Here is a 20,526-nt window from a genome sequence, read left to right on the forward strand (position 1 = left end):
CTTCACCAACGAGTTCTTCTAGCGACCACCAACAAGGTCTGCTGCTGACGCCGACCATTGTGGACCGTCCCACTGACAACGCCGACCGCGACCCGGGAACTTCGCCAGGTGTCGGTGCGCTTGCATACAGTGGCAGGACTTCTTCACCGCGATCGAAGGGACGTACATGCCCATGGGTCACACGGCCACCGCCCAGGCCGGCTCCGGCGGCCTGACAGCGACCGAGCACCGGCTGGCCAACGGCCTGCGCGTGGTGCTCTCCGAGGACCACCTGACCCCGGTCGCCGCGGTCTGCCTCTGGTACGACGTGGGTTCCCGCCACGAGGTCGAGGGCCGCACGGGCCTGGCGCACCTCTTCGAGCACCTGATGTTCCAGGGCTCGCACCAGGTCCACGGAAACGGTCACTTCGAGCTGGTGCAGGGCGCGGGCGGCTCGCTCAACGGCACCACCAGCTTCGAGCGCACCAACTACTTCGAGACCATGCCCACCCACCAGCTCGAACTGGCGCTGTGGCTGGAAGCCGACCGCATGGGCTCGCTGCTCTCCGCACTGGACGAGGAGTCCATGGAGAACCAGCGCGACGTCGTCAAGAACGAGCGCCGCCAGCGGTACGACAACGTGCCGTACGGCACGGCGTTCGAGAAGCTCACCGCGCTGGCCTACCCGGAGGGCCACCCGTACCACCACACGCCGATCGGCTCCATGGCCGACCTGGACGCGGCGACGCTGGAGGACGCGCGGAACTTCTTCCGTACGTACTACGCGCCGAACAACGCGGTCCTCTCGGTCGTCGGCGACATCGACCCCGAGCTGACGCTCGCCTGGATCGAGAAGTACTTCGGCTCGATCCCGACCCACGACGGCAAGCAGCCGCCGCGCGACGGCGAGCTGCCCGGCGTGATCGGCGAGCAGCTGCGCGAGGTCGTCCACGAGGACGTCCCCGCGCGCGCCCTGATGGCCGCCTACCGGCTGCCGCACGACGGCACGCGCGAGTGCGACGCCGCCGACCTGGCGCTCACCGTCCTCGGCGGCGGCGAGTCCTCCCGCCTCCACAACCGTCTGGTGCGCCACGACCAGAGCGCCGTGGCGGCCGGGTTCGGCCTGCTGCGCCTCGCCGGCGCTCCCTCGCTCGGCTGGCTGGACGTCAAGACGTCCGGCGGCGTCGAGGTCCCCGACATCGAGTCGGCCGTCGACGACGAGCTGGCCCGGTTCGCCGAAGAGGGCCCCACGGCCGAGGAGATGGAGCGCGCCCAGGCCCAGCTGGAGCGCGAGTGGCTGGACCGGCTCGGCACGGTCGCCGGCCGAGCCGACGAACTCTGCAGGTACGCGGTGCTGTTCGGCGATCCCCAGCTCGCCCTGACCGCCGTCGACCGGGTGCTCGACATCACCGCCGAGGAGGTGCGGGACGCGGCCCGGGCCACCCTGCGCCCGGACAACAGGGCGGTGCTGGTGTACGAGCCGACCACCGCCGAAGCAGACGACGCGGCCGACGCCGACGCAGAGGGAGCAGAGCAGTGAGCGAGACCGGCGTGACCATGCAGTTCCATCCCCAGCCGGCCGCCGGCACCGCGCGTCCCTGGGCGTTCCCCGCCCCCGGCCGCGCCACCCTGCCCAACGGGCTCACCGTGCTGCGTTGCGACCGCCCCGGCCAGCAGGTCGTGGCCGTCGAGATCTTCCTCGCCGCCCCGCTGGACGCCGAGCCGACGGGCCTGGACGGCGTCGCCACGATCATGGCGCGCGCGTTCTCCGAGGGCACCGACAAGCGCTCCGCCGAGGAGTTCGCCGCCGACCTGGAGCGCTGCGGCGCCACCCTGGACGCGCACGCGGACCACCCGGGCGTGCGGGTCTCCCTGGAGGTGCCGGTCTCCCGGCTGGCCAAGGCGCTCGGCCTGCTCGCGGAGGCGCTGCGCGCCCCCGCGTTCGCCGACGCGGAGGTCGACCGGCTGGTCCGCAACCGCCTGGACGAGATCCCGCACGAGCTGGCCAACCCGGCCCGGCGCGCCGCCCAGCAGCTCTCCAGGGAGCTCTTCCCGGCCACCGCGCGCATGTCGCGCCCGCGCCAGGGCACCGAGGAGACCGTCACGCGGATCGACACGGGGGCGGTGCGGGCCTTCTACGAGGCGTACGTACGCCCGGCGGCGGCCACCGCCGTGATCGTGGGCGACCTGGGCGCCACCGACCTGGACGCGATCCTGGCGGACACCCTGGGCGCCTGGACCGGCACCCCGGCCGAGGAGCGCCCGATGCCCCCGGTCACCGCCGACGACACCGGCCGCGTGGTCATCGTCGACCGGCCCGGCGCCGTCCAGACGCAGTTGCTGATCGGCCGGATCGGCCCGGACCGCCACGACCGCGTCTGGCCCGCCCAGGTCCTCGGGACGTACTGCCTGGGCGGCACGCTCACCTCCCGCCTGGACCGCGTCCTGCGCGAGGAGAAGGGCTACACGTACGGAGTGCGTGCGTACGGTCAGGTGCTGCGCTCCGGCGCGGAGGGCACCGGCGCGGCCATGCTCGCCATCAGCGGCTCGGTCGACACGCCCAACACCGGCCCGGCCCTCGACGACCTGTGGACGGTGCTGCGCAAGCTCGCCGCCGAGGGGCTGACGGACGCCGAGCGGGAGACCGCCGTGCAGAACCTGGTGGGCGTGGCCCCGCTCAAGTACGAGACGGCGGCCGCCGTCGCCGGGACGCTGGCCGACCAGGTCGAGCAGCACCTCCCGGACGACTTCCAGGCGCAGTTGTACGCGCTGCTGGCCGACACGGGCACCGTGGAGGCCACCGCGGCGGTCGTCAGCGCCTTCCCGGTGGACCGTCTGGTGACCGTCCTCGTCGGGGACGCGGCGCAGATCGAGGAGCCCGTCAAGGCGCTCGGCATCGGTGAAGTCACCGTCGTCGCGGGCTGATTGAGCGGACCGGCGCGCGCGGACGCGTGCGCGGGAGGAGGACCCCGGTGGCCGATGTGCCGCCGGGGTCCTCCTGTATGTCCGATTTGTTGGGGAGGTTGCCTGTCTGTCATGTGGCGTGTGCAACAAAAAGACGTGTCTGTTTGGTGATTGAAAGATCAGCCGTCTAGCGTCGGTCGCGCTGTCCGTCACCATCCGTCGCAGTCGCGGCACCGGACAGCGATCGCCGAGTCCCCAACTGGCGCGAGCCAGGGGAGCCGGGGACCCACTCAGTCCCTGGGGTGAATCGGACGCCTCCGCCCGCGGAGGAGCCCGTAGGAGACCTTCCAGCTCCGAACCCGTCAGCTAACCCGGTAGGCGAGATGGAAGGAAAGGACACCGCCCCTTCATGGCGTTCACCCGTGCCACCGGGAAGCACCGTCGTCCGAGCGCCATGTCGCGCAAGAGCGCGAACATAGCGGGCATCGCCACTCTCGCCACCGCCGGAGTCGTGGGCACCCTCGCCTCCCCGGCCCTGGCCGCCGAGACCTCGGCGCCCGCCGCGGCCTCCGTCGAGGACACCGGCATCACCCAGGCGATCGCGGTCGGCGACTCCCTCGCCGACCGCATCGACGCCCAGGCAGCCGCCCAGAAGCACGCCGCCGACAAGGCCCGCGCCGCCGCCGAGGCGAAGCGCAAGGCCGAGGCGAAGGCCAAGGAGGAGCGCGCCGCCAAGGAGCGCGCCGCCCGCGAGGCCGAGCGCAAGCGCCTCAACTCCTTCGTCGCCCCGATCGACGGCAGTTACGTCTCCACCGGCTACAAGACCGGCGGCTCGATCTGGTCCTCCGGCAGCCACACCGGCATCGACTTCCACGCGGGCGAGGGCACCTCGGTGCACGCCGTCGGCCTGGGCACCGTCGTCGAGGCGGGCTGGGGCGGTGCCTACGGCAACAACATCGTCATCCGCATGAACGACGGCACGTACACGCAGTACGGCCACCTGTCGTCCATCGGCGTCTCCGTCGGCCAGCGCGTCGAGCCGGGCCAGCAGATCGGCATCTCCGGCGACACCGGCAACACCACCGGCCCGCACCTCCACTTCGAGGCCCGCACGGGCCCGTCGTACGGCTCGGACATCGATCCGATCGCGTATCTGCGCTCGCACGGCGTCAACGTCTGACGCGGCCGTCCCCGCACCTCCACCGAAGCCCCCGGCGTCCGCGCCGGGGGCTTCGGCGTCGCCGTCGGGCGAGCCGGGAGCCGTCCGTGGCCAAAAGATATGCATTGCATACGGCATGTCACCGGGAATTAACAACCGCTCGAATAGAGTCACCGAACAGGCGTCGATCGACCGCGTTTCGCGGGGATTAAGGCGGAGGTTCGGTCATGCGCATTCCAGCGCAATCGGTATGCACGGCAATCCGCGACGACATCGTCGCGGGACTCTTCGCGCGCGGCAGCCGGCTCACCGAGGAAGTGCTCGCCCGGCGGTACGGGGTCTCGCGCGTCCCGGTCCGCGAGGCGCTGCGCACGCTGGAGTCCGAGGGGTTCGTCACCACGCGCCGGCACGCCGGGGCCTGTGTCGCCGAGCCGACCGAGCAGGAGGCCGCCGACCTGCTCGAACTGCGCGCGATGCTGGAGCCGCTGGCCGCCTCGCGGGCGGCCGCCCGGCGCACCGAGGCCCATCTCAAGGTGCTGCGCGGCCTGGTCAGGCTGGGCCAGGACCGCATCCGGCGGGCCCAGGGCGAGGATCTGCGCTCGCTGGGCGGCTGGTTCCACGAGACGCTGGCCCAGGCCTCCGGCAGTCCCGGCCTCATCTCGCTGCTCACCCAGCTGCGGCACAAGATCGCCTGGATGTACGTGGTGGAGCAGCCCGCGCTGCCCGTCGAGTGCTGGGCGGAGCACGGGGCGATCGTGGACGCGCTGGCGCGCGGCAACGCCGAGCGGGCCAGATCGCTGGCCGCCCACCACGCCGACCGCGCGTTTTCCGCCTATCGCCTGCGGCACCCGGTGGACGTGAGGACTTCGCAACATGCAGTAAACACCGCGAGCGCCCGCGCTTAACGGGGTCGCCGTATACAAAGGGAGTGATTCGGCGGGGTTCTTCCGCGCTGCCCGAAATCGCCGCCGGAAATCAGCGGCGCGGGTAAGAGGTTCGCGCGACCCGTACCACTCGCTTAAAACGAAAGGAGCCGCGGACCCTGAATTCAGGGTCCGCGGCTCCGTTTCGCGAAGTGCGGTGACGCGCCGGCCCGGGCCGGGTTCGGCCGACCGGGTGCGGTCAGACGGTCTCGGGGAGCTCCTCAAGGCCCGCCTCGACCAGCTTCGCCAGACGGTCCAGGGCCGCCTCGGCGCCCTCCGCCTCGGAAGCCAGCACGATCTCCTCGCCGCCCTGCGCACCCAGGCCGAGCACCGCGAGCATGGAGGCGGCGTTGACCGGGTTGCCGTCGGCCTTGGCGATCGTCACGGGGACGCCGGAGGCCGTGGCGGCGCGGACGAAGATGGAAGCGGGGCGGGCGTGCAGGCCCTCGGCCCAGCCGACATTGACGCGGCGCTCAGCCATGGTGATGCCCTTCGAAATCTCTGACGGTTGTCTAGACCAGTCTCTCATGTCCTGCGCAGTGCTCGTGCCGACGTCGGTCCCGGATCCGGCGGCCCTTCGGCCCTGGCCGCCCTCTCCACCTTGCCCCCTACCTTGACCTGACCGCAGCGGCCCCGCGACCCGTAGGCTGCCCGTATGCAGGCTCCGCAGGAGAAGACGCAGGACCCCGCGTACCCGGCCCACTGGGAGGCCGACGTCGTGCTGCGCGACGGGGGGACCGCGCGGATCAGGCCCATCACGACCGACGACGCGGAGCGGCTCGTCTCGTTCTACGAGCAGGTGTCGGACGAGTCCAAGTACTACCGCTTCTTCGCGCCCTACCCCCGGCTGTCGGCGAAGGACGTGCACCGCTTCACCCATCACGACTACGTGGACCGCGTCGGGCTCGCGGCGACGGTGGGCGGCGAGTTCATCGCGACCGTCCGCTACGACCGGATCAACGCGCAGGGCAGGCCCGCCTCGGCGCCGGCCGACGAGGCCGAGGTGGCGTTCCTGGTCCAGGACGCCCACCAGGGGCGCGGGGTCGCCTCCGCACTGCTCGAACACGTCGCGGCGGTCGCGCGCGAGCGGGGGATCCGGCGGTTCGCGGCGGAGGTGCTGCCCGCCAACAACAAGATGATCAAGGTGTTCACGGACGCGGGCTACCAGCAGAAGCGTTCCTTCGAGGACGGCTCGGTCCATCTCACGCTCGATCTGGAGCCGACCGCCGAGTCGCTGGCCGTGCAGCGCGCCCGAGAGCAGCGCGCGGAGTCGCGCTCGGTGCAGCGGCTGCTCGCCCCCGGCTCGGTGGCCGTGATCGGCACCGGCCGCGCGCCGGGCGGCGTGGGGCGCACGGTGCTGCGCAACCTGCTGGGCGCGGGGTTCACCGGGCGTGCGTACGCGGTCAACCGGGCCTTCCCCGAGGGCGGTTCGGAGGTCGACGGCGTCCGGGCGGTCCGTTCGCTCGGCGAGATCGCGGAGCAGGTCGACCTCGCGGTCGTCGCGGTCCCGGCCGAACGGGTGCCGGAGGCGGTCGCGGAGTGCGGCGAGCACGGGGTGCAGGGGCTGGTCGTCCTCTCCGCCGGTTACGCCGAGAGCGGCGCGGCCGGGCGCGAACGCCAGCGCGAACTGCTGCGCCAGGTGCGGTCGTACGGGATGCGGCTGATCGGGCCGAACGCGTTCGGCGTCATCAACACCGCGCCCGGGACGCGCCTGAACGCCTCGCTGGCGCCGGATCCGCCGCAGCGGGGCCGGATCGGACTGTTCACCCAGTCGGGAGCGATCGGGATCGCGCTCCTCTCGGGCCTGCACCGGCGGGGCGCGGGCCTGTCGACGTTCATCTCGTCCGGCAACCGGGCGGACGTCTCGGGCAACGACATCCTCCAGTACTGGTACGAGGACGCGGACACGGACGTGGTCCTGCTGTACCTCGAATCCATCGGCAACCCGCGGAAGTTCACCCGGCTCGCGCGCCGGACGGCGGCGGTGAAGCCGGTGGTCGCGGTGAAGGGCGCCCGCCACAGCGGCTCGACCCCGCCCGGCCACGCGGTCCCGGTGACCCGGGTCCCGGACGCGGCGGTGTCGGCGCTGCTGCGCCAGGCGGGCGTGATCCGGGTGGACACGGTGACCGAGCTGGTCGACGCGGGCGTCCTCCTGGCGGGCCAGCCGCTCCCGGCGGGCCCGCGTGTCGCCATCCTGGGCAACTCGGAATCCCTGGGCCTGCTCACCTACGACGCCTGCCTCACCGAGGGCCTGCGCCCCCACCCGCCCGTCGACCTCACGACCGCGGCCACCCCCGAGGACTTCCGCGACGCGCTGGCGCGGGCCCTGGCGGACGAGTTCTGCGACGCGGTGGTGGTCACGGCGATTCCCTGGGTGGGCGAACCCGGCTACCCCGACGAAGCCCTGGCCACGGCCCTCCAGCAGGCCGCGACGACGGCCCCGGCGAAGCCGGTGGCGGTAGTACACGTGGAACTGGGAGGCTTGGCGGAAGCGCTCGCGAGTGCGGCGAGCACGGCCCGCCGCACCACGCCCGCGCAGCGCGCCCCGCTCACCCCGACGAGGACGGACGGCGAGCCGGGGGCGAGCGCCGCAGCGGCGGCGGCGCCCGGGGCGGAGCCTGCGGTGACGATGCCCGGCGCGGCATCCACGGCGTTGCCCGGGGCACAGCCTGCAAAGACGATGCCCGGCGCGGCATCCACGGCGTTGCCCGGGGCACAGCCTGCAAAGACGACGCCCGGGACGGTGCCCACGGCGTTGCCCGGGGCGCAGCCCGAGCTGGGTGCATGGGCCGCAGGCCCCGCCGGGGTTCCGGGGCGGAGCCCCGAGGGGGCGCGGGGGCGCAGCCCCGCCGCGGGTTCGGGGGCGGCGGCCCCGAGGGTGTCCTCCCGCATCAGCCCACCCCCACCCCCGGAGGGTCTCGGGAAGGGGCGGGGTGGGGGACAAGCCGGCCCCACCCCCACCGGACCCGCACCCGAACCCCCCGCCAAACCCCGCGGCATCCCCGCCTACCCCGCCGCAGAACGCGCCGTACGGGCCCTCGCCGAGGCCGTCCGGTACGGGCAGTGGCGGCGGCAGGCCGCCGAGCAGGGGAAGGTGCCGGAGTACGACGACATCGACGAGGCCGGGGCCGCCGCCGACATCGAGCGGCTGCTCGGGGAGGCGGAGCCGAGGGGGACGACCCTCGCCGCCGCCGAGGCGGAGGCGCTGCTCGGCCGGTACGGGATCCCCGTACGCCCCGCCCTGCCCGCGCCCCACCCGGACGCCGCCGTCGGGGCCGCCGCCCGCCTCGGCTACCCCGTGGCCCTCAAGACCACCGCCCCGCACCTGCGCCACCGCCCCGACCTCGGCGGCGTCCGCCTCGACCTCGCCGACGAGGAGCAACTGCGGCGCGCCTACGCCGAGTTGACCCAGGTCCTCGGCAGGCCGGAGGAGCTGCTCCCGGTCGTCCAGGCGATGGCGCCTCGCGGGGTGGACACCGTCGTACGCGCCGCCATCGACCCGGCCGTCGGCGCCGTGCTCTCCTTCGGCCTCGCCGGAGCCGCCTCCGAGCTGCTCGGCGACACCGGCCACCGTCTGGTCCCCGCCACCGACCGGGACGCCGCCGAGCTGGTCCGGTCGATCCGGACCGCGCCCCTCCTCTTCGGCTGGCGCGGCTCCGCACCGGTGGACACGGCCGCCCTGGAGGAGCTGCTGCTGAGGGTCTCCCGCCTGGTCGACGACCACCCGGAGGTCGTCGCCGTCTCCCTGGAACCGGTCGTCGTCGCCCAGCACGGCCTCTCCGTACTCGGCGCGAGCGTCCGCCTCGCGCCACCGCCGCCCCGCTCCGACCTGGGGCCGAGGCGCCTGCCCAGCTACTGAAACGATCGGGCCCCGGGGCCCCGTAGGATGGAGCTCATGGCGAAGACCGGCACGATGACCCAGGGGCTGCGCGCGGCGATCGAGCGCAGCGGCTACTACCCGGCCCTTGTGGCCGAGGCGGTGGAGGCCGCCGTCGGTGGTGAGCCCATCGCGTCGTACCTGGTCCATCAGGAGACCACCTTCGACGCCAACGAGGTGCGCCGCCACGTGACGGTCCTGGTTCTGACGGGCAACCGCTTCATCGTCAGCCACACCGACGAGCAGAACGCCGACACCAGCTCCCCGACGCCGTACGCCACGACCTCCACCGAGTCCGTGAAGCTCAACCGGATCTCCTCCGTGGTCGTCAGCCGCGTGGTCGCCAACCCCGAGTCGTACACCCCGGGCACCCTGCCCCGCGAGGTCGTCCTGACCATCGGCTGGGGCGCCGTCTCGCGTATCGACCTGGAGCCCGCCGCCTGCGGCGACCCCAACTGCGACGCCGACCACGGCTACACCGGCAACTCCACCGCCGACGACCTCAGCCTGCGCGTCAGCGAGGCCGGGGACGGGCCGGACACCGTGCGCCAGACCCTCGACTTTGCCCAGGCCCTCTCCGAAGCCACCGCGGCCACCGCCCGCTGATGGCCCAGCCCGCCTGGCAGGACCCGGAACCCCTCGCCCTCGACACCGCCCCCGTGCCCGAGTACGGCAGCGGCTCGCTCGCCGATCTGCTGCCCACCCTCGCGGCCGGCATGGGCGTGCCCGGTGTGAGCGCCACCATCCCCGAGCTGGCCCCGGCCGACCGGAACTGCGTGTTCCTGATCGACGGGCTCGGCTGGGAACAGATCAAGGCCCACCCCGACGAGGCGCCCTATCTGCATGGGCTGCTCGCCACCTCGCGCGGCGGCACCGGACGGCCGATCACCGCCGGGTTCCCGGCCACCACCGCCACCTCGCTCGCCTCCGTCGGCACCGGCCTGCCGCCCGCCGCGCACGGCCTGCCCGGCTACACCGCGCGCAATCCGGAGACCGGCGAGCTGATGAACCAGCTCCGCTGGAAGCCGTGGACCGACCCTCACGTCTGGCAGCCGTACCCCACGGTCTTCCAGCTGGCCGACGCGGCCGGCGTGCACACCGCCCAGGTGTCCTCGCCGACCTTCCAGCACACCCCGCTCACCAAGGTCGCGCTCAGTGGCGGAACGTTTCACGGCCGGCTGACCGGCGAGGACCGCATGGACCTGGCCGCCGGGCAACTGGCCGCCGGGGACCGCTCGCTGGTCTACACGTACTACAGCGAGGTCGACGGCAAGGGCCACCGCTTCGGCGTGGACTCGGACGCCTGGCGCGGCCAGCTGATGTACGTCGACCGGCTGGTCCAGCGCCTCGCCGAGCAGCTGCCGCCGCGCTCCGCGCTGTACGTCACCGCCGACCACGGCATGATCGACATCCCCTTCGACGAAGAGTCCCGCATCGACTTCGACGAGGACTGGGAGCTCCGCGCCGGAGTGGCCCTGCTCGGCGGCGAGGGCCGGGCCCGCCATGTGTACGCGGTCCCGGGCGCCGAGTCCGACGTGCTCACCGTCTGGCGCGAGGTGCTCGGCGAGCAGTTCTGGGTGGCGAGCCGCGACGAGGCGATAGCGGCGGGCTGGTTCGGGCAGCCGGGCGCGTGCGACGAGCGCGTGTACGGGCGGATCGGCGACGTCGTCGCGGCGGCCCACGCCGATGTGGTGATCACCGCCTCGCAGAACGAGCCGCACGAGTCCGCGATGGTCGGCATGCACGGCTCGATGACCCCCGTCGAGCAGCTCGTGCCGCTCCTCGAAGTACGCTCGTAACCCTTCCGCACCTCCCCCTGTCTCCTGTACGCGGACGCGTGCGCAGATCCGAAAGGCCGTCAACCTCCCATGCCCGAGCTGGTGTTCTTCTCCGGAACGATGGACTGCGGAAAGAGCACCCTCGCTCTTCAGATCGAGCACAACCGCTCCGCGCGCGGCCTCCAGGGCATGATCTTCACGCGGGACGACCGCGCGGGCGAGGGCAAGCTGTCCTCCCGGCTCGGTCTGGTGACGGACGCCGTCGAGGCAGCCGAGGGCTTCGACTTCTACGCGTATCTGGTCGCCCACCTCTCCAAGGGCGGCCGCTGCGACTACGTGATCGCCGACGAGGCGCAGTTCCTCGCGCCGGGCCAGATCGACCAGCTCGCCCGGGTCGTCGACGACCTCGACCTGGACGTCTTCGCCTTCGGCATCACCACCGACTTCCGCTCCAAGCTCTTCCCCGGCTCCCAGCGCCTGGTCGAGCTGGCCGACCGCGTCGAGGTCCTCCAGGTCGAGGCGCTCTGCTGGTGCGGGTCGCGGGCCACGCACAACGCGCGCACCCGGGGCGGCGAGATGGTCGTCGAGGGAGCCCAGGTCGTGGTCGGGGACGTCAACGGGTCCGAGGACGAGATCGGCTACGAGGTGCTGTGCCGGCGCCACCACCGCCGCCGCATGACGGCCGCGGCCGCGCGCGCGGCCGCGCTGTCGCCGGACGTCCTGCCGGTGGACGCGTAGCGCTCCGCGGGGGCCCGGATTTTGTCTGCGGGCCGGTGGGGGCTGGGCGCGCAAGTCCCCGCGCCCCTGAAGGACGCCCCAGTCGGGCCGGATCAATCGTGCGACCGGACCACCGTGAACACCGCCCCCTCCGGGTCCGTCACCGTCGCCGTGCGGCCGCTCTGGTCCTCGTGCGGGGGTCTGAGCACCTGGCCGCCCAGCTCCGTGATCCGGGCCGCCGCCTCGTCGGTGTCCGCGACCTCGAAGTACGTCATCCAGTGCGCGCCCTTGTCGCGCGGCAGGGCATGGCCCACGCCGTGCAGCGAGCAGACCGGGCGTCCCTCGATGTGCAGCGTCACGTGGTCGAAGTCGGCCGGGACCACCGCCCCCCTCTCGTAGCCGAACACCGACTCGTAGAACTTGCTGACCGTGGCGGTCTCGCGGGTCACCAGCTCGTTCCAGACCGGGGTGCCCGGCGCGCCCGCCACCATCGTGCCGACGTGCGCCTCGGCCTGCCAGGCGCCGAAGACCGCGCCCTCCGGGTCCGAGGCGATCACCAGGCGTCCCGCGTCGCCCGCGTCGAGCGGACCGACGCCGACCGTGCCGCCGCAGTGCCGGATCGTCTCGGCCGTCGCGTCGGCGTCGTCGGTGGCCAGATACGTGGTCCAGGCGATCGGCAGATGGCGGTCGGGCGGCAGCTGCCCGATGCCCGCGACTTCGGCGCCGTCGAGCAGGGCCCGCACATAGGGGCCGAGCGAGGCGGGCCCCGGCCGGAACTCCCAGCCGAACAGCGCCGCATAGAACTCCTGGGTAGGAGCCAGGCCGTGCACCATGAGGCTCACCCAGCAGGGTGTGCCGGGCGTGCGCCGGGTCTCTGCCTGGGACATCGTGACTCTCTCCTCGGACCATCGCTGTGAGAACGCGCCCTGAAGAGGCGGGCGGCCGGGCCGCGCCGGCGCCCACCCCCTCGCAGATGCTTGCACCACCGGCGGTGAAGCGCGCCCCGGCCGCGCCGCTTTTGGCGCGTTCCAGCAGGAGGATGCCCGCTTTGGCATTTCTCATCCGTTTCGCGGCCGTTTCGTGGCGCCGTGCGCTGCGCGAGGATGGCTCCATGAACGCCATCATCAGCGCACCCGAACTGGCGAACGAGCTGACCGGGGCCCGCCCTCCGGTCCTCCTGGACGTCCGCTGGCAGCTCAGTCTGGCGAAGGCGGCCGGCGCCGCCGCCTTCGACGGCCGGGCCGAGTACGAGGCCGGGCATCTGCCCGGCGCGGTCTTCGTCGACCTCGACGCGGAGCTGGCGGGACCGCCCGGCGCCGGCGGCCGCCACCCGCTGCCCGACGTGGCCGCGTTCGGCGCCGTGATGCGCCGCGCGGGCGTGTCCGGCGGGACACCGGTGGTCGTCTACGACGGCGGCCAGGGCTGGGCGGCCGCGCGCGCCTGGTGGCTGCTGCGCTGGACGGGTCACCCCGACGTCCGCGTCCTCGACGGCGGGCTCGCTGCCTGGACCGGCGCACTGTCCACCGACGTCCCGGCGCCCGCCGAGGGCGACTTCGCCCCCGTGCCCGGCGCGGTGGACCTGCTCGACGCGGACGGGGCGGCCGCGCTCGCCCGCTCCGGACTGCTGCTCGACGCCCGGGCGGGGGAGCGGTACCGGGGCGAGGTCGAGCCCATCGACCGGGTCGGCGGCCACATCCCGGGCGCGGTCTCCGCCCCCACCACCGAGAACGTGGGCCCCGACGGGCGCTTCCTGGCTCCCGAGGTCCTCGCCGACCGTTTCAAGGCCCTGGGCGCCTCCGGCACCGAGGTCGGCGTCTACTGCGGCTCCGGGGTCTCCGGCGCCCACGAGGTGCTGGCCCTGGCGGTCGCGGGGATCCCCGCCGCGCTCTACGCCGGGTCCTGGTCGCAGTGGTCCTCGGACGAGTCGCGCCCGGTCGCCACGGGCCCCGACCCGCAGTAGCGCGCGCACACCGAGGGGCCCGCGCTCGGCGCGGGCCCCTCGGCTCGTATGGACGTACCTCGTATCGACGTACGAGACATCGACGTACGAGGCGTCCTACTCCTGCTTCTTGCGCCGGGTGCCGAAGACGATCTCGTCCCAGCTCGGCACGGCCGCCCGCCGCCCGGGACGGACGCCGTCCGCCTCGGCCTGGCGGTCCGTGGTGCCGGTGAGGCGGTCGCGGTGGCCGGCCACCGAACGGGGCATCAGGACGTCCGCGTACGCCGCGCCGGCGCCCGCCGACGCCGCCGGTGCGGGCGGCTCCTCGACCTCGGGCTCCGCCTCCGGCTCGCTCGCCGGGGGCTCCGGCGGCGCGGCGGGCCGCTCGGGCACCACCATGTCGCCGCGGAAGCTCGGTACGGCCTCCAGGAGGCTGGTGAGCGAGTCGCTCTCGTCCGCGGCGGGTTCCGGCGCGGGCGCCGTGGGGCGCTCCAACTGCCGGTCCAGGGCGCGGTCCAGTGGCCGGTCCCGGGGCAGTCTGGCGATCCTCGGCACGAACGGGAAGCTCGGCTCGGGGGTGTCGTCGGTCTCGCCGATCAGCGAGCGGGCCTCGTCGTCGACGGCCTGGACGAGCCGTCGCGGCGGGTCGTAGGTCCAGCTCGCCGCGTGCGGCTCGGTCGCCACCCGGTAGACCAGCAGGACTTCCCAGGTGCCGTCGTCGCGCCGCCAGGAGTCCCACTGGACGCTGTCCTTGTCGGCGCCGCGCAGCAGCAGCCGCTCCTGGACGGCCTCGCCGAGCTGGGGTCCGGTGTTCTCGCCGGGGCGCCGCACGGGGGTCTTGCGCGCCCGCTCGGCCATGAAGGCGCGCTCCGCGAGCACCGGGCCCTCGAAGCGCCGGACCCGGTCGACGGGGATCCCGGCGAGCTGGGCGACCTCTTCGGCCGAGGCACCCGCACGTATCCGTGCCTGGATGTCGCGAGGACGGAGATGGCTCTCGACCTCGATCTCGATCTGCCCGAGTCGGGCGCGGTCGTTGCGCACGGCGGCGCGCAGCCGCTCATCGATCGGAAGCGTGTACTCCGTGCTGTCCGCAGCCTTGAGCACCAGTCGTGTGCCGTCGTTGGAGACGGCCACGACACGCAGTTCGGGCATGGGGACCTCCCGGGTGGTGCCTGCCGACGTCACCTGCGTCGCTGCTTCCGCTAGTCGAGTGTGGCCTGCCCGGGTGCAGCCTGCCACAACCTTGCCGAGTTGCCCGGCGTGTCGGGCATGGGCCCTGGAACGCCGTTATGGCACGGTTACCTGTTTGCAACGCAGAGTGACCGAAGTGGTCGCCCTGGGTAGCTGGCGCCCGTGCGGTGCCGCGGCGCCGCCGGTTCGAGTGCCGCTTTCGGCCCCCTCCCGCAGAGCCCGGAAACCCGAGAGGGAGACCAGGCCCAGGGCTCGCCACAGTACTCCATTCGGGCCACCTGGGTGGACCGCCGCGCCGCCGAAGTTCTCCCTGGGGGCGGGAGTTGGAGGCCGTGCGCCGTGCGGGTGCGCACTTCATACGTGTCGTGCTTCACAGAATCGACAGAAACGGAACTATTCGCTTCGCCCATAGGTCCCCACTACGTACAAGTTGGCGGAGAAGGGCGAACAAAGGTTGCAGATGGGCGACAAGCCGGATTCAGGTACGAAGCAGGACGAGAAGCGACTCGATCTGAGCGTGCCCCAGGTCGCGGGCAGCGCGCTCGCGGCGATCGCGGCCGCCGTGCTCGCCTCCAGACTCGGTGTCTACGGGACGATCCTCGGCGCCGGTGTGGTGAGCGTCGTCGCCACCTGCGGCGGCACCGTGTTCCAACACCTGTTCCGCCGCACCGGGGAACAACTGCGCGACGTCACCGTCCAGTCGCTGCCCAAGCCGCGCCGCGACCCGGGCTCTCCGGCGTACGAGGACACCCGCGAGGGCGAGTTCGGCGCGGCCACCGTCCACGGCACCAGGCTCCGGGGCTGGAAGCGGTCCGCGCTCGGCGCCGCCGTCGTCTTCGCGCTCGCGATGGGCGGCATCACGACGTACGAACTGGCGTCCGGCGGGGAGCTGGGCGGCGGCAAGGGCGGCACCACCTTCGGCTCGGTCGTGAACGGCGGCGGGGGTGGTGGCAAGTCGTCGGAGAAGGACTCGGAACCGGAGCGGCGCACCCCGCACACACCCGGCACGGGCGCCGACGGAGGCGCCTCCTCCTCGCCGGACCCCGGGAAGGAGACCGGCGGAACGGCCACCACCGGCGGCACTTCGGGCCCGGGAGACACGTCGGGCCCGGGAGGCGCCACCCCGTCACCCACTCCTACCCCCTCCACCTCCGCCGGTGGTCCGGGATCCTCGGGCGGCACCCCGAGTCCGCCGCCGACGCCCTCGCCGTCCACGGGCGGGGCCTCCACCGGCTCCGGCACCGCCACCCCCGACCCCGGATCGGGAGCGGGGTCGGCGGCGGCCCCGCCCGCGACGTAGGACGTCAGTCCCCGAGCACCCGGCGCAGATACGCGTTGGCGAACAGCCGGTCCGGGTCGAGCCGGTCGCGCAGGGCCGTGAACTCGCCGAAGCGCGGATAGGCCTCGGCGAAGTACTCGGCGTCGCGGCTGTGCACCTTGCCCCAGTGGGGACGGCCCGCGTGCGCGGTCATGATCCGCTCCACGGCGGTGAAGTACGCCTGGTACGGCGTGCCCTTGTACATGTGGACGGCGATGTACGCGGTGTCCCGGCCCGACGCCGTGGAGAGCGTGATGTCGTCGGCCGGGGCGGTGCGCACCTCGACCGGGAAGCTCACCCGCAGGCTCGACCGCTCTACCAGCGCCCGCACTTCGCGCAGCGCCTCCACGACGGCCTCCCGCGGCACCGCGTACTCCATCTCCACGAACCGCACCCGGCGGGGACTTGTGAAGACCTTGTACGGAATGTCGGTGTACGTACGGGCGGAGAGGGCGCGGCTGGAAACCTTGGCGATCGCGGGAATCGTCGCGGGGACGGCCCGACCCAGTGAACAGACCACCTGGAAGAGGCCGTTGGACATGAACTCGTCCTCGATCCAGCCGCTCACCCTGCCGGGCGGGGCGGCGGGACCGGCGCTGCGGTTGTTGCGCTTGGTGTTGCAGTTGCCTGTGTGCGGGAACCAGTAGAACTCGAAGTGCTCGTTCTCGGCGTGCAGCGCCTCGAACTCCGAAGTGACCTTGTCGAAGGCCATCGGCTCCTCGCGTGCGGTGAGCAGGAACTCGGGTTCCACGGCGAAGGTGATCGCCGAGACGACCCCGAGCGCCCCGAGCCCGATCCGCGCCGCCGCGAAGACGGCTCGCTCTTCGTCGGTCCCCTCGGCCGAACACTTCAGGAGCGAGCCATCGGCCGTGATCAGCTCAAGCCCCGTGATCTGCGCGGCTATCGAGGCCGAGTCGCGGCCGGTGCCGTGGGTACCGGTGGAGGTGGCCCCGGCCACCGTCTGCTCCATGATGTCGCCCATGTTGGTGAGCGAGAGACCCTCGCGCGCGAGGACCGCGTTCAGCCGCTTCAGGGGCGTGCCCGCCTCGACGGTCACCGTCATGGCCGTACGGTCGATCTCCCGGATGCCGGTGAGCAGATCCGGACGTATGAGCACGCCGTCGGTGGCGGCGGCCGTGGTGAAGGAGTGGCCGGTGCCGACCGCCTTCACCTTGAGGCCGTCCTCGGCCGCCCGGCGCACGGCGGCGGCCAGTTCGGCCGCCGAGGCGGGGGAGACCTCCCGCACCGGCCGGGCCGTGACGTTGCCCGCCCAGTTACGCCACGTGCTGCTGCTCGCTCCGCTCATCTGCTCCGAGCCCCTCCCGTTGCGGCGCCGGCCTGCTCAGCCGGCGGTACCCCAGGAACGCCACCGCGGCCGCGAGCGCTCCCGCCACGACGGGCACCAGATACCCCGAGCGCGCGCCCGCCGCGTCCACCACCCAGCCGGCGGCGGACGAGCCGAGCGCCACACCGACCGCCAGCCCGGTACTGGTCCAGGTCATGCCCTCGGTGAGCTTGCTGCGCGGTACGTGCTGCTCGACGAGGGCCATGGTGGTCACCATCGTCGGTGCGATGGACAGGCCCGCGACAAAGAGCGCCACGGCCAGGAACGGCAGGCTCCCGGCCAGTTGGAGCGGGATCATACTCACCGCCATCGCACACACTCCCACCAGCCACCTCGTGGCAGCGGCGCCCTTGAGGCGCAGCAGCCCGAACACCGCTCCCGCGAGGCACGAGCCCAGCGCATACACGGCGAGCACCAGGCTGGCCGCCGCCTTGTGTCCGCGCTCGTCGGCGAAGGCCACGGTGACCACGTCGACCGCGCCGAAGACCGCGCCGGTGGCGACGAAGGTGGCGACCAGGACCTGGAGTCCCGGGGAGCGCAGCGCGGAGCCGCCGGTGTGGTGCTCGCGCGGGTGCGGCACGGGCTCGGTGGCGCGCTGGGCGGTCAGCCAGAAGACGCCGACGACCAGGAATCCGGCCGCGATCAGCGGCCCCGCCTCGGCGAACCAGGCGGTGGAGAGCCCGATGGAGAGGATCGGCCCGACGATGAAGCAGAGCTCGTCGACGATCGACTCCCACGAGTACGCGGCGTGCAGGTTCTGCCCGTCGCCCCGGTAGAGCTCGGCCCAGCGGGCCCGGACCATCGAGCCGACGCTGGGCACGCAGCCCGCGGCCGCCGCGAAGACGAACAGCGACCACTCCGGCGCGCTCTGCTGGGCGCAGACGAGCAGCCCGGCCACGGCGGCCACCGCGGCGAGGGTTGCGGGGCGCAGCACCCGGCGCTGGCCGTGCCGGTCGACCAGGCGCGAGATGTACGGGCCGAGCACGGCGGCCGACATCGCGAGGGTCGCGGAGAGCGCCCCGGCCAGGCCGTAGCGGCCGGTGAGCTGGGAGACCATCGTGACGATGCCGATGCCCATCATGGACAGCGGCATCCGGCCGAGCAGCCCGGCCGCGGAGAACCGCTTGGTGCCGGGGGCGGCGAAGATCGCGCGGTACGGACTGGGCATGGGGGCTCCGGCGGCCGGCTCAACCCTGTGGCTGAAGCGTGTAATTAATATCTAAAGCTTACGGTGTTGAAGTTACGGTGCCGAGTGCCACCGGTGCACGCGGTTTTCCGGACCCGCCCGGTGCGCGTCCTCCCCTCGCCCCCGTTCCCGGCCGGTTCCGCGGTTGTCAGTGGCGGATGGCAGGATCGATGCCATGTCCGATCTGCGCGATCAAGCTCCCGGAGCGGCCGCCGACGCGGCTCCGTACGACGCCCTGCTGCTGCTCTCCTTCGGCGGCCCCGAGGGCCCCGACGACGTGGTCCCGTTCCTGGAGAACGTGACGCGCGGCCGGGGCATCCCCAAGGAGCGGCTCAAAGAGGTGGGGCAGCACTACTTCCTGTTCGGCGGGGTCAGCCCCATCAACGAGCAGAACCGCGCCCTCCTGGACGCCCTGCGCGAGGACTTCGCGAGGAACAGCCTGGACCTCCCGGTCCACTGGGGCAACCGGAACTGGGCGCCGTATCTGACGGACACCCTGCGCGAGATGGCCCTGGCGGGCCACCGCCGTATCGCCGTGCTCACCACCAGCGCCTACGCGTCGTACTCGGGCTGCCGCCAGTACCGCGAGAACCTGGCGGACGCGCTGGCCGCGCTGGAGGCGGAGGGCATCGAGCCGCCGCGCGTGGACAAGCTGCGGCACTACTTCAACCACCCCGGCTTCGTCCGTCCGATGATCGACGGGGTCCTCGCCTCGCTGGCCCAGCTCCCCGAGGAGGTCCGGGCCGGCGCCCACCTCGCGTTCACCACCCACTCGATCCCGGACGCCTCCGCCGACACCTCCGGCCCGGCCGATGAGCACGGGGAGGGCGGCGCCTATGTGCGCGAGCACCTGGCCGTGGCCCGGCTGATCGCCGACGCCGTGGCCGGCGAGACGGGGGTCGAGCAGCCCTGGGAGCTCGTCTACCAGTCCCGCTCCGGCGCCCCGCACATCCCCTGGCTGGAGCCGGACATCTGCGACCACCTGGAGGCGCTGCACGGCAAGGGCGTGCCCGCGGTCGTGATGGTGCCCATCGGCTTCGTCTCGGACCACATGGAGGTCCTGTACGACCTGGACACGGAGGCCACCGCCAAGGCCGCCGAGCTCGGTCTGCCGGTCGTGCGGTCGGCCACCGTCGGCGCGGACCCCCGGTTCGCCGCCGCCGTGCGCGAACTCGTCCTGGAGCGGGCGGCGGCCGAGCGCGGACAGAGCGTCGAGCGCTGCGCCCTCGGCGAGCTCGGCCCCTCGCACGACCTCTGCCCGGCCGGCTGCTGCCCGGCCCGCGCCCCCCGGCCCGCCGCAGCCGGCGCCGACAGCCCGTACGCGTAAGGAGCGACGATGACCGCGCACCACACCGCTGCTCAGCAGGACGAGCACGCCGAGAACGCAGAACTGCTCGCTCTGGCCCTGGAGGCCGCCCGCCGGGCCGGGGCGCTGCTGCGGGACGGGCGCCCGGAGGACCTGGGCGTCGCCGCCACCAAGACGAGCTCCATCGACGTCGTCACCGAGATGGACATCGCCGCCGAGAAGCTGATCACCGGCTTCCTCTCCGAGCACCGCCCCGACGACGGCTTCCTCGGCGAGGAGGGCGCCTCCAGCGAGGGCACCAGCGGGATCCGCTGGGTCATCGACCCGCTCGACGGCACCGTCAACTACCTGTACGGGCTGCCCACTTGGTCCGTCTCCATCGCCGCCGAGCGCGACGGCGTGCGGGTCGCGGGCGTGGTCGAAGCGCCGATGCGGGGCGAGACGTACCACGCGGTGCTCGGCGGCGGCGCGTTCCTCGGCGAGCGGCGGCTGCGCTGCCGCCCGGCCGCCCCGCTCGAACAGTCCCTGCTCGGCACCGGCTTCGCCTACGTCCAGTCGGTCCGGGCCCACCAGGCGTCCGTCGTGGAGCGGCTGATCCCGCGGTTCCGGGACATCCGGCGCGGCGGCTCGGCGGCGATCGACCTGTGCGACGTGGCGGCCGGGCGACTGGACGCGTACTACGAGCGCGGCCTGAACCCCTGGGACCTGGCGGCGGGCGACCTCATCGCGCGCGAGGCGGGCGCCCTGACCGGCGGGCGCGCGGGCGACCCGGCCTCCCGGAAGCTGACGATCGCGGCGACCCCGGAGCTCTTCGGCCCGCTCCAGGCGCTCCTGGAGGAGTACGGCGCCTGGCACGACTGAGCCGCCCGGCGCCCGCCCCCGGACAGCGGAGACCCCCGGCACC

17 protein-coding genes and 1 riboswitch are annotated in these 20,526 nt (G+C 73.2%); of the genes, 12 read left to right on the forward strand and 5 right to left on the reverse strand.

The window, feature by feature from the left end:
- Nucleotides 1–166 precede the first annotated feature (166 nt).
- From ACZ499_RS10900 to ACZ499_RS10915, 4 genes are all read left to right on the forward strand, one after another.
- Nucleotides 167–1,519 (forward strand): M16 family metallopeptidase, encoded by a 1,353-nt coding sequence (locus ACZ499_RS10900; RefSeq protein WP_468673771.1) that lies wholly within the window; start codon nucleotides 167–169, stop codon nucleotides 1,517–1,519.
- 17 nt (nucleotides 1,520–1,536) lie between these two features.
- Nucleotides 1,537–2,904 (forward strand): M16 family metallopeptidase, encoded by a 1,368-nt coding sequence (locus ACZ499_RS10905; protein WP_468674081.1) that lies wholly within the window; start codon nucleotides 1,537–1,539, stop codon nucleotides 2,902–2,904.
- A 214-nt stretch (nucleotides 2,905–3,118) separates the two neighbouring features.
- Nucleotides 3,119–3,279: riboswitch (cyclic di-AMP (ydaO/yuaA leader) on the forward strand.
- Nucleotides 3,280–3,292: 13 nt separating this feature from the next.
- Nucleotides 3,293–4,063: a M23 family metallopeptidase gene (locus ACZ499_RS10910; RefSeq protein WP_468673773.1), complete on the forward strand. Its 771-nt coding sequence runs from the start codon at nucleotides 3,293–3,295 to the stop codon at nucleotides 4,061–4,063.
- A gap of 206 nt (nucleotides 4,064–4,269) precedes the next feature.
- Entirely contained in the window at nucleotides 4,270–4,947 is a 678-nt protein-coding gene (locus tag ACZ499_RS10915) for a GntR family transcriptional regulator (RefSeq protein WP_468673775.1), read from the forward strand.
- A 217-nt stretch (nucleotides 4,948–5,164) separates the two neighbouring features.
- On the opposite strand, the gene ACZ499_RS10920 is transcribed toward ACZ499_RS10915, so the two are convergent.
- The gene (locus tag ACZ499_RS10920; RefSeq protein ID WP_371655179.1) at nucleotides 5,165–5,446 is read right to left on the reverse strand and encodes an HPr family phosphocarrier protein; all 282 of its coding nucleotides are present in this window, start codon (nucleotides 5,444–5,446) and stop codon (nucleotides 5,165–5,167) included.
- A 174-nt stretch (nucleotides 5,447–5,620) separates the two neighbouring features.
- Here ACZ499_RS10920 and ACZ499_RS10925 point away from each other — a divergent pair, with 174 nt between their 5' ends.
- The 4 genes from ACZ499_RS10925 (at nucleotide 5,621) to ACZ499_RS10940 (ending at nucleotide 11,358) form a co-directional block, all read left to right on the forward strand.
- Nucleotides 5,621–8,824 (forward strand): bifunctional acetate--CoA ligase family protein/GNAT family N-acetyltransferase, encoded by a 3,204-nt coding sequence (locus tag ACZ499_RS10925; RefSeq protein ID WP_468673777.1) that lies wholly within the window; start codon nucleotides 5,621–5,623, stop codon nucleotides 8,822–8,824.
- Nucleotides 8,825–8,860: 36 nt separating this feature from the next.
- Nucleotides 8,861–9,448 carry a DUF5998 family protein gene (locus tag ACZ499_RS10930; protein ID WP_385545414.1) on the forward strand — a complete coding sequence of 196 codons (588 nt, stop codon included), beginning with the start codon at nucleotides 8,861–8,863 and terminating at the stop codon, nucleotides 9,446–9,448.
- Nucleotides 9,448–10,641: an alkaline phosphatase family protein gene (locus ACZ499_RS10935; protein WP_385545417.1), complete on the forward strand. Its 1,194-nt coding sequence runs from the start codon at nucleotides 9,448–9,450 to the stop codon at nucleotides 10,639–10,641. The genes ACZ499_RS10930 and ACZ499_RS10935 overlap by 1 nt, the downstream gene beginning before the upstream one ends.
- A gap of 69 nt (nucleotides 10,642–10,710) precedes the next feature.
- Entirely contained in the window at nucleotides 10,711–11,358 is a 648-nt protein-coding gene (locus ACZ499_RS10940) for a thymidine kinase (RefSeq protein ID WP_468408545.1), read from the forward strand.
- 92 nt (nucleotides 11,359–11,450) lie between these two features.
- Here ACZ499_RS10940 and ACZ499_RS10945 read toward each other — a convergent pair whose 3' ends face one another.
- Nucleotides 11,451–12,224 (reverse strand): VOC family protein, encoded by a 774-nt coding sequence (locus ACZ499_RS10945; RefSeq protein WP_468673780.1) that lies wholly within the window; start codon nucleotides 12,222–12,224, stop codon nucleotides 11,451–11,453.
- 224 nt (nucleotides 12,225–12,448) lie between these two features.
- Between ACZ499_RS10945 and ACZ499_RS10950 the strand changes: the two genes are divergently transcribed.
- Nucleotides 12,449–13,297 (forward strand): sulfurtransferase, encoded by an 849-nt coding sequence (locus ACZ499_RS10950; RefSeq protein WP_468673782.1) that lies wholly within the window; start codon nucleotides 12,449–12,451, stop codon nucleotides 13,295–13,297.
- A gap of 96 nt (nucleotides 13,298–13,393) precedes the next feature.
- Here the strand turns inward: ACZ499_RS10950 and sepH are convergent, their stop codons facing one another.
- Complete coding sequence (sepH, locus tag ACZ499_RS10955; protein WP_385826520.1) at nucleotides 13,394–14,428, reverse strand: septation protein SepH; 1,035 nt, start codon at nucleotides 14,426–14,428, stop codon at nucleotides 13,394–13,396.
- 499 nt (nucleotides 14,429–14,927) lie between these two features.
- Here sepH and ACZ499_RS10960 point away from each other — a divergent pair, with 499 nt between their 5' ends.
- A complete protein-coding gene (locus tag ACZ499_RS10960; protein WP_468673784.1) occupies nucleotides 14,928–15,767 on the forward strand; it encodes a hypothetical protein in 840 nt (279 codons plus the stop codon).
- 4 nt (nucleotides 15,768–15,771) lie between these two features.
- On the opposite strand, the gene ACZ499_RS10965 is transcribed toward ACZ499_RS10960, so the two are convergent.
- Together ACZ499_RS10965 and ACZ499_RS10970 are read right to left on the reverse strand one after the other, a co-directional pair.
- Complete coding sequence (locus ACZ499_RS10965; RefSeq protein ID WP_468673786.1) at nucleotides 15,772–17,091, reverse strand: D-arabinono-1,4-lactone oxidase; 1,320 nt, start codon at nucleotides 17,089–17,091, stop codon at nucleotides 15,772–15,774.
- Nucleotides 17,060–18,298: an MFS transporter gene (locus ACZ499_RS10970; RefSeq protein WP_468408535.1), complete on the reverse strand. Its 1,239-nt coding sequence runs from the start codon at nucleotides 18,296–18,298 to the stop codon at nucleotides 17,060–17,062. Before ACZ499_RS10970 ends, ACZ499_RS10965 begins: the two co-directional genes overlap by 32 nt.
- Before the next feature lie 193 nt (nucleotides 18,299–18,491).
- On the opposite strand from ACZ499_RS10970, the gene ACZ499_RS10975 reads away from it, so the two are divergent.
- On the forward strand, nucleotides 18,492–19,643 hold the full coding sequence (locus ACZ499_RS10975) for a ferrochelatase (RefSeq protein ID WP_468673788.1): 1,152 nt from the start codon (nucleotides 18,492–18,494) through the stop codon (nucleotides 19,641–19,643).
- Between the two features lie 9 nt (nucleotides 19,644–19,652).
- On the forward strand, nucleotides 19,653–20,483 hold the full coding sequence (locus tag ACZ499_RS10980; protein ID WP_468673790.1) for an inositol monophosphatase family protein: 831 nt from the start codon (nucleotides 19,653–19,655) through the stop codon (nucleotides 20,481–20,483).
- Nucleotides 20,484–20,526 lie beyond the last annotated feature (43 nt).

The organism is Streptomyces sp. NPDC031265 (genome assembly GCF_055570295.1).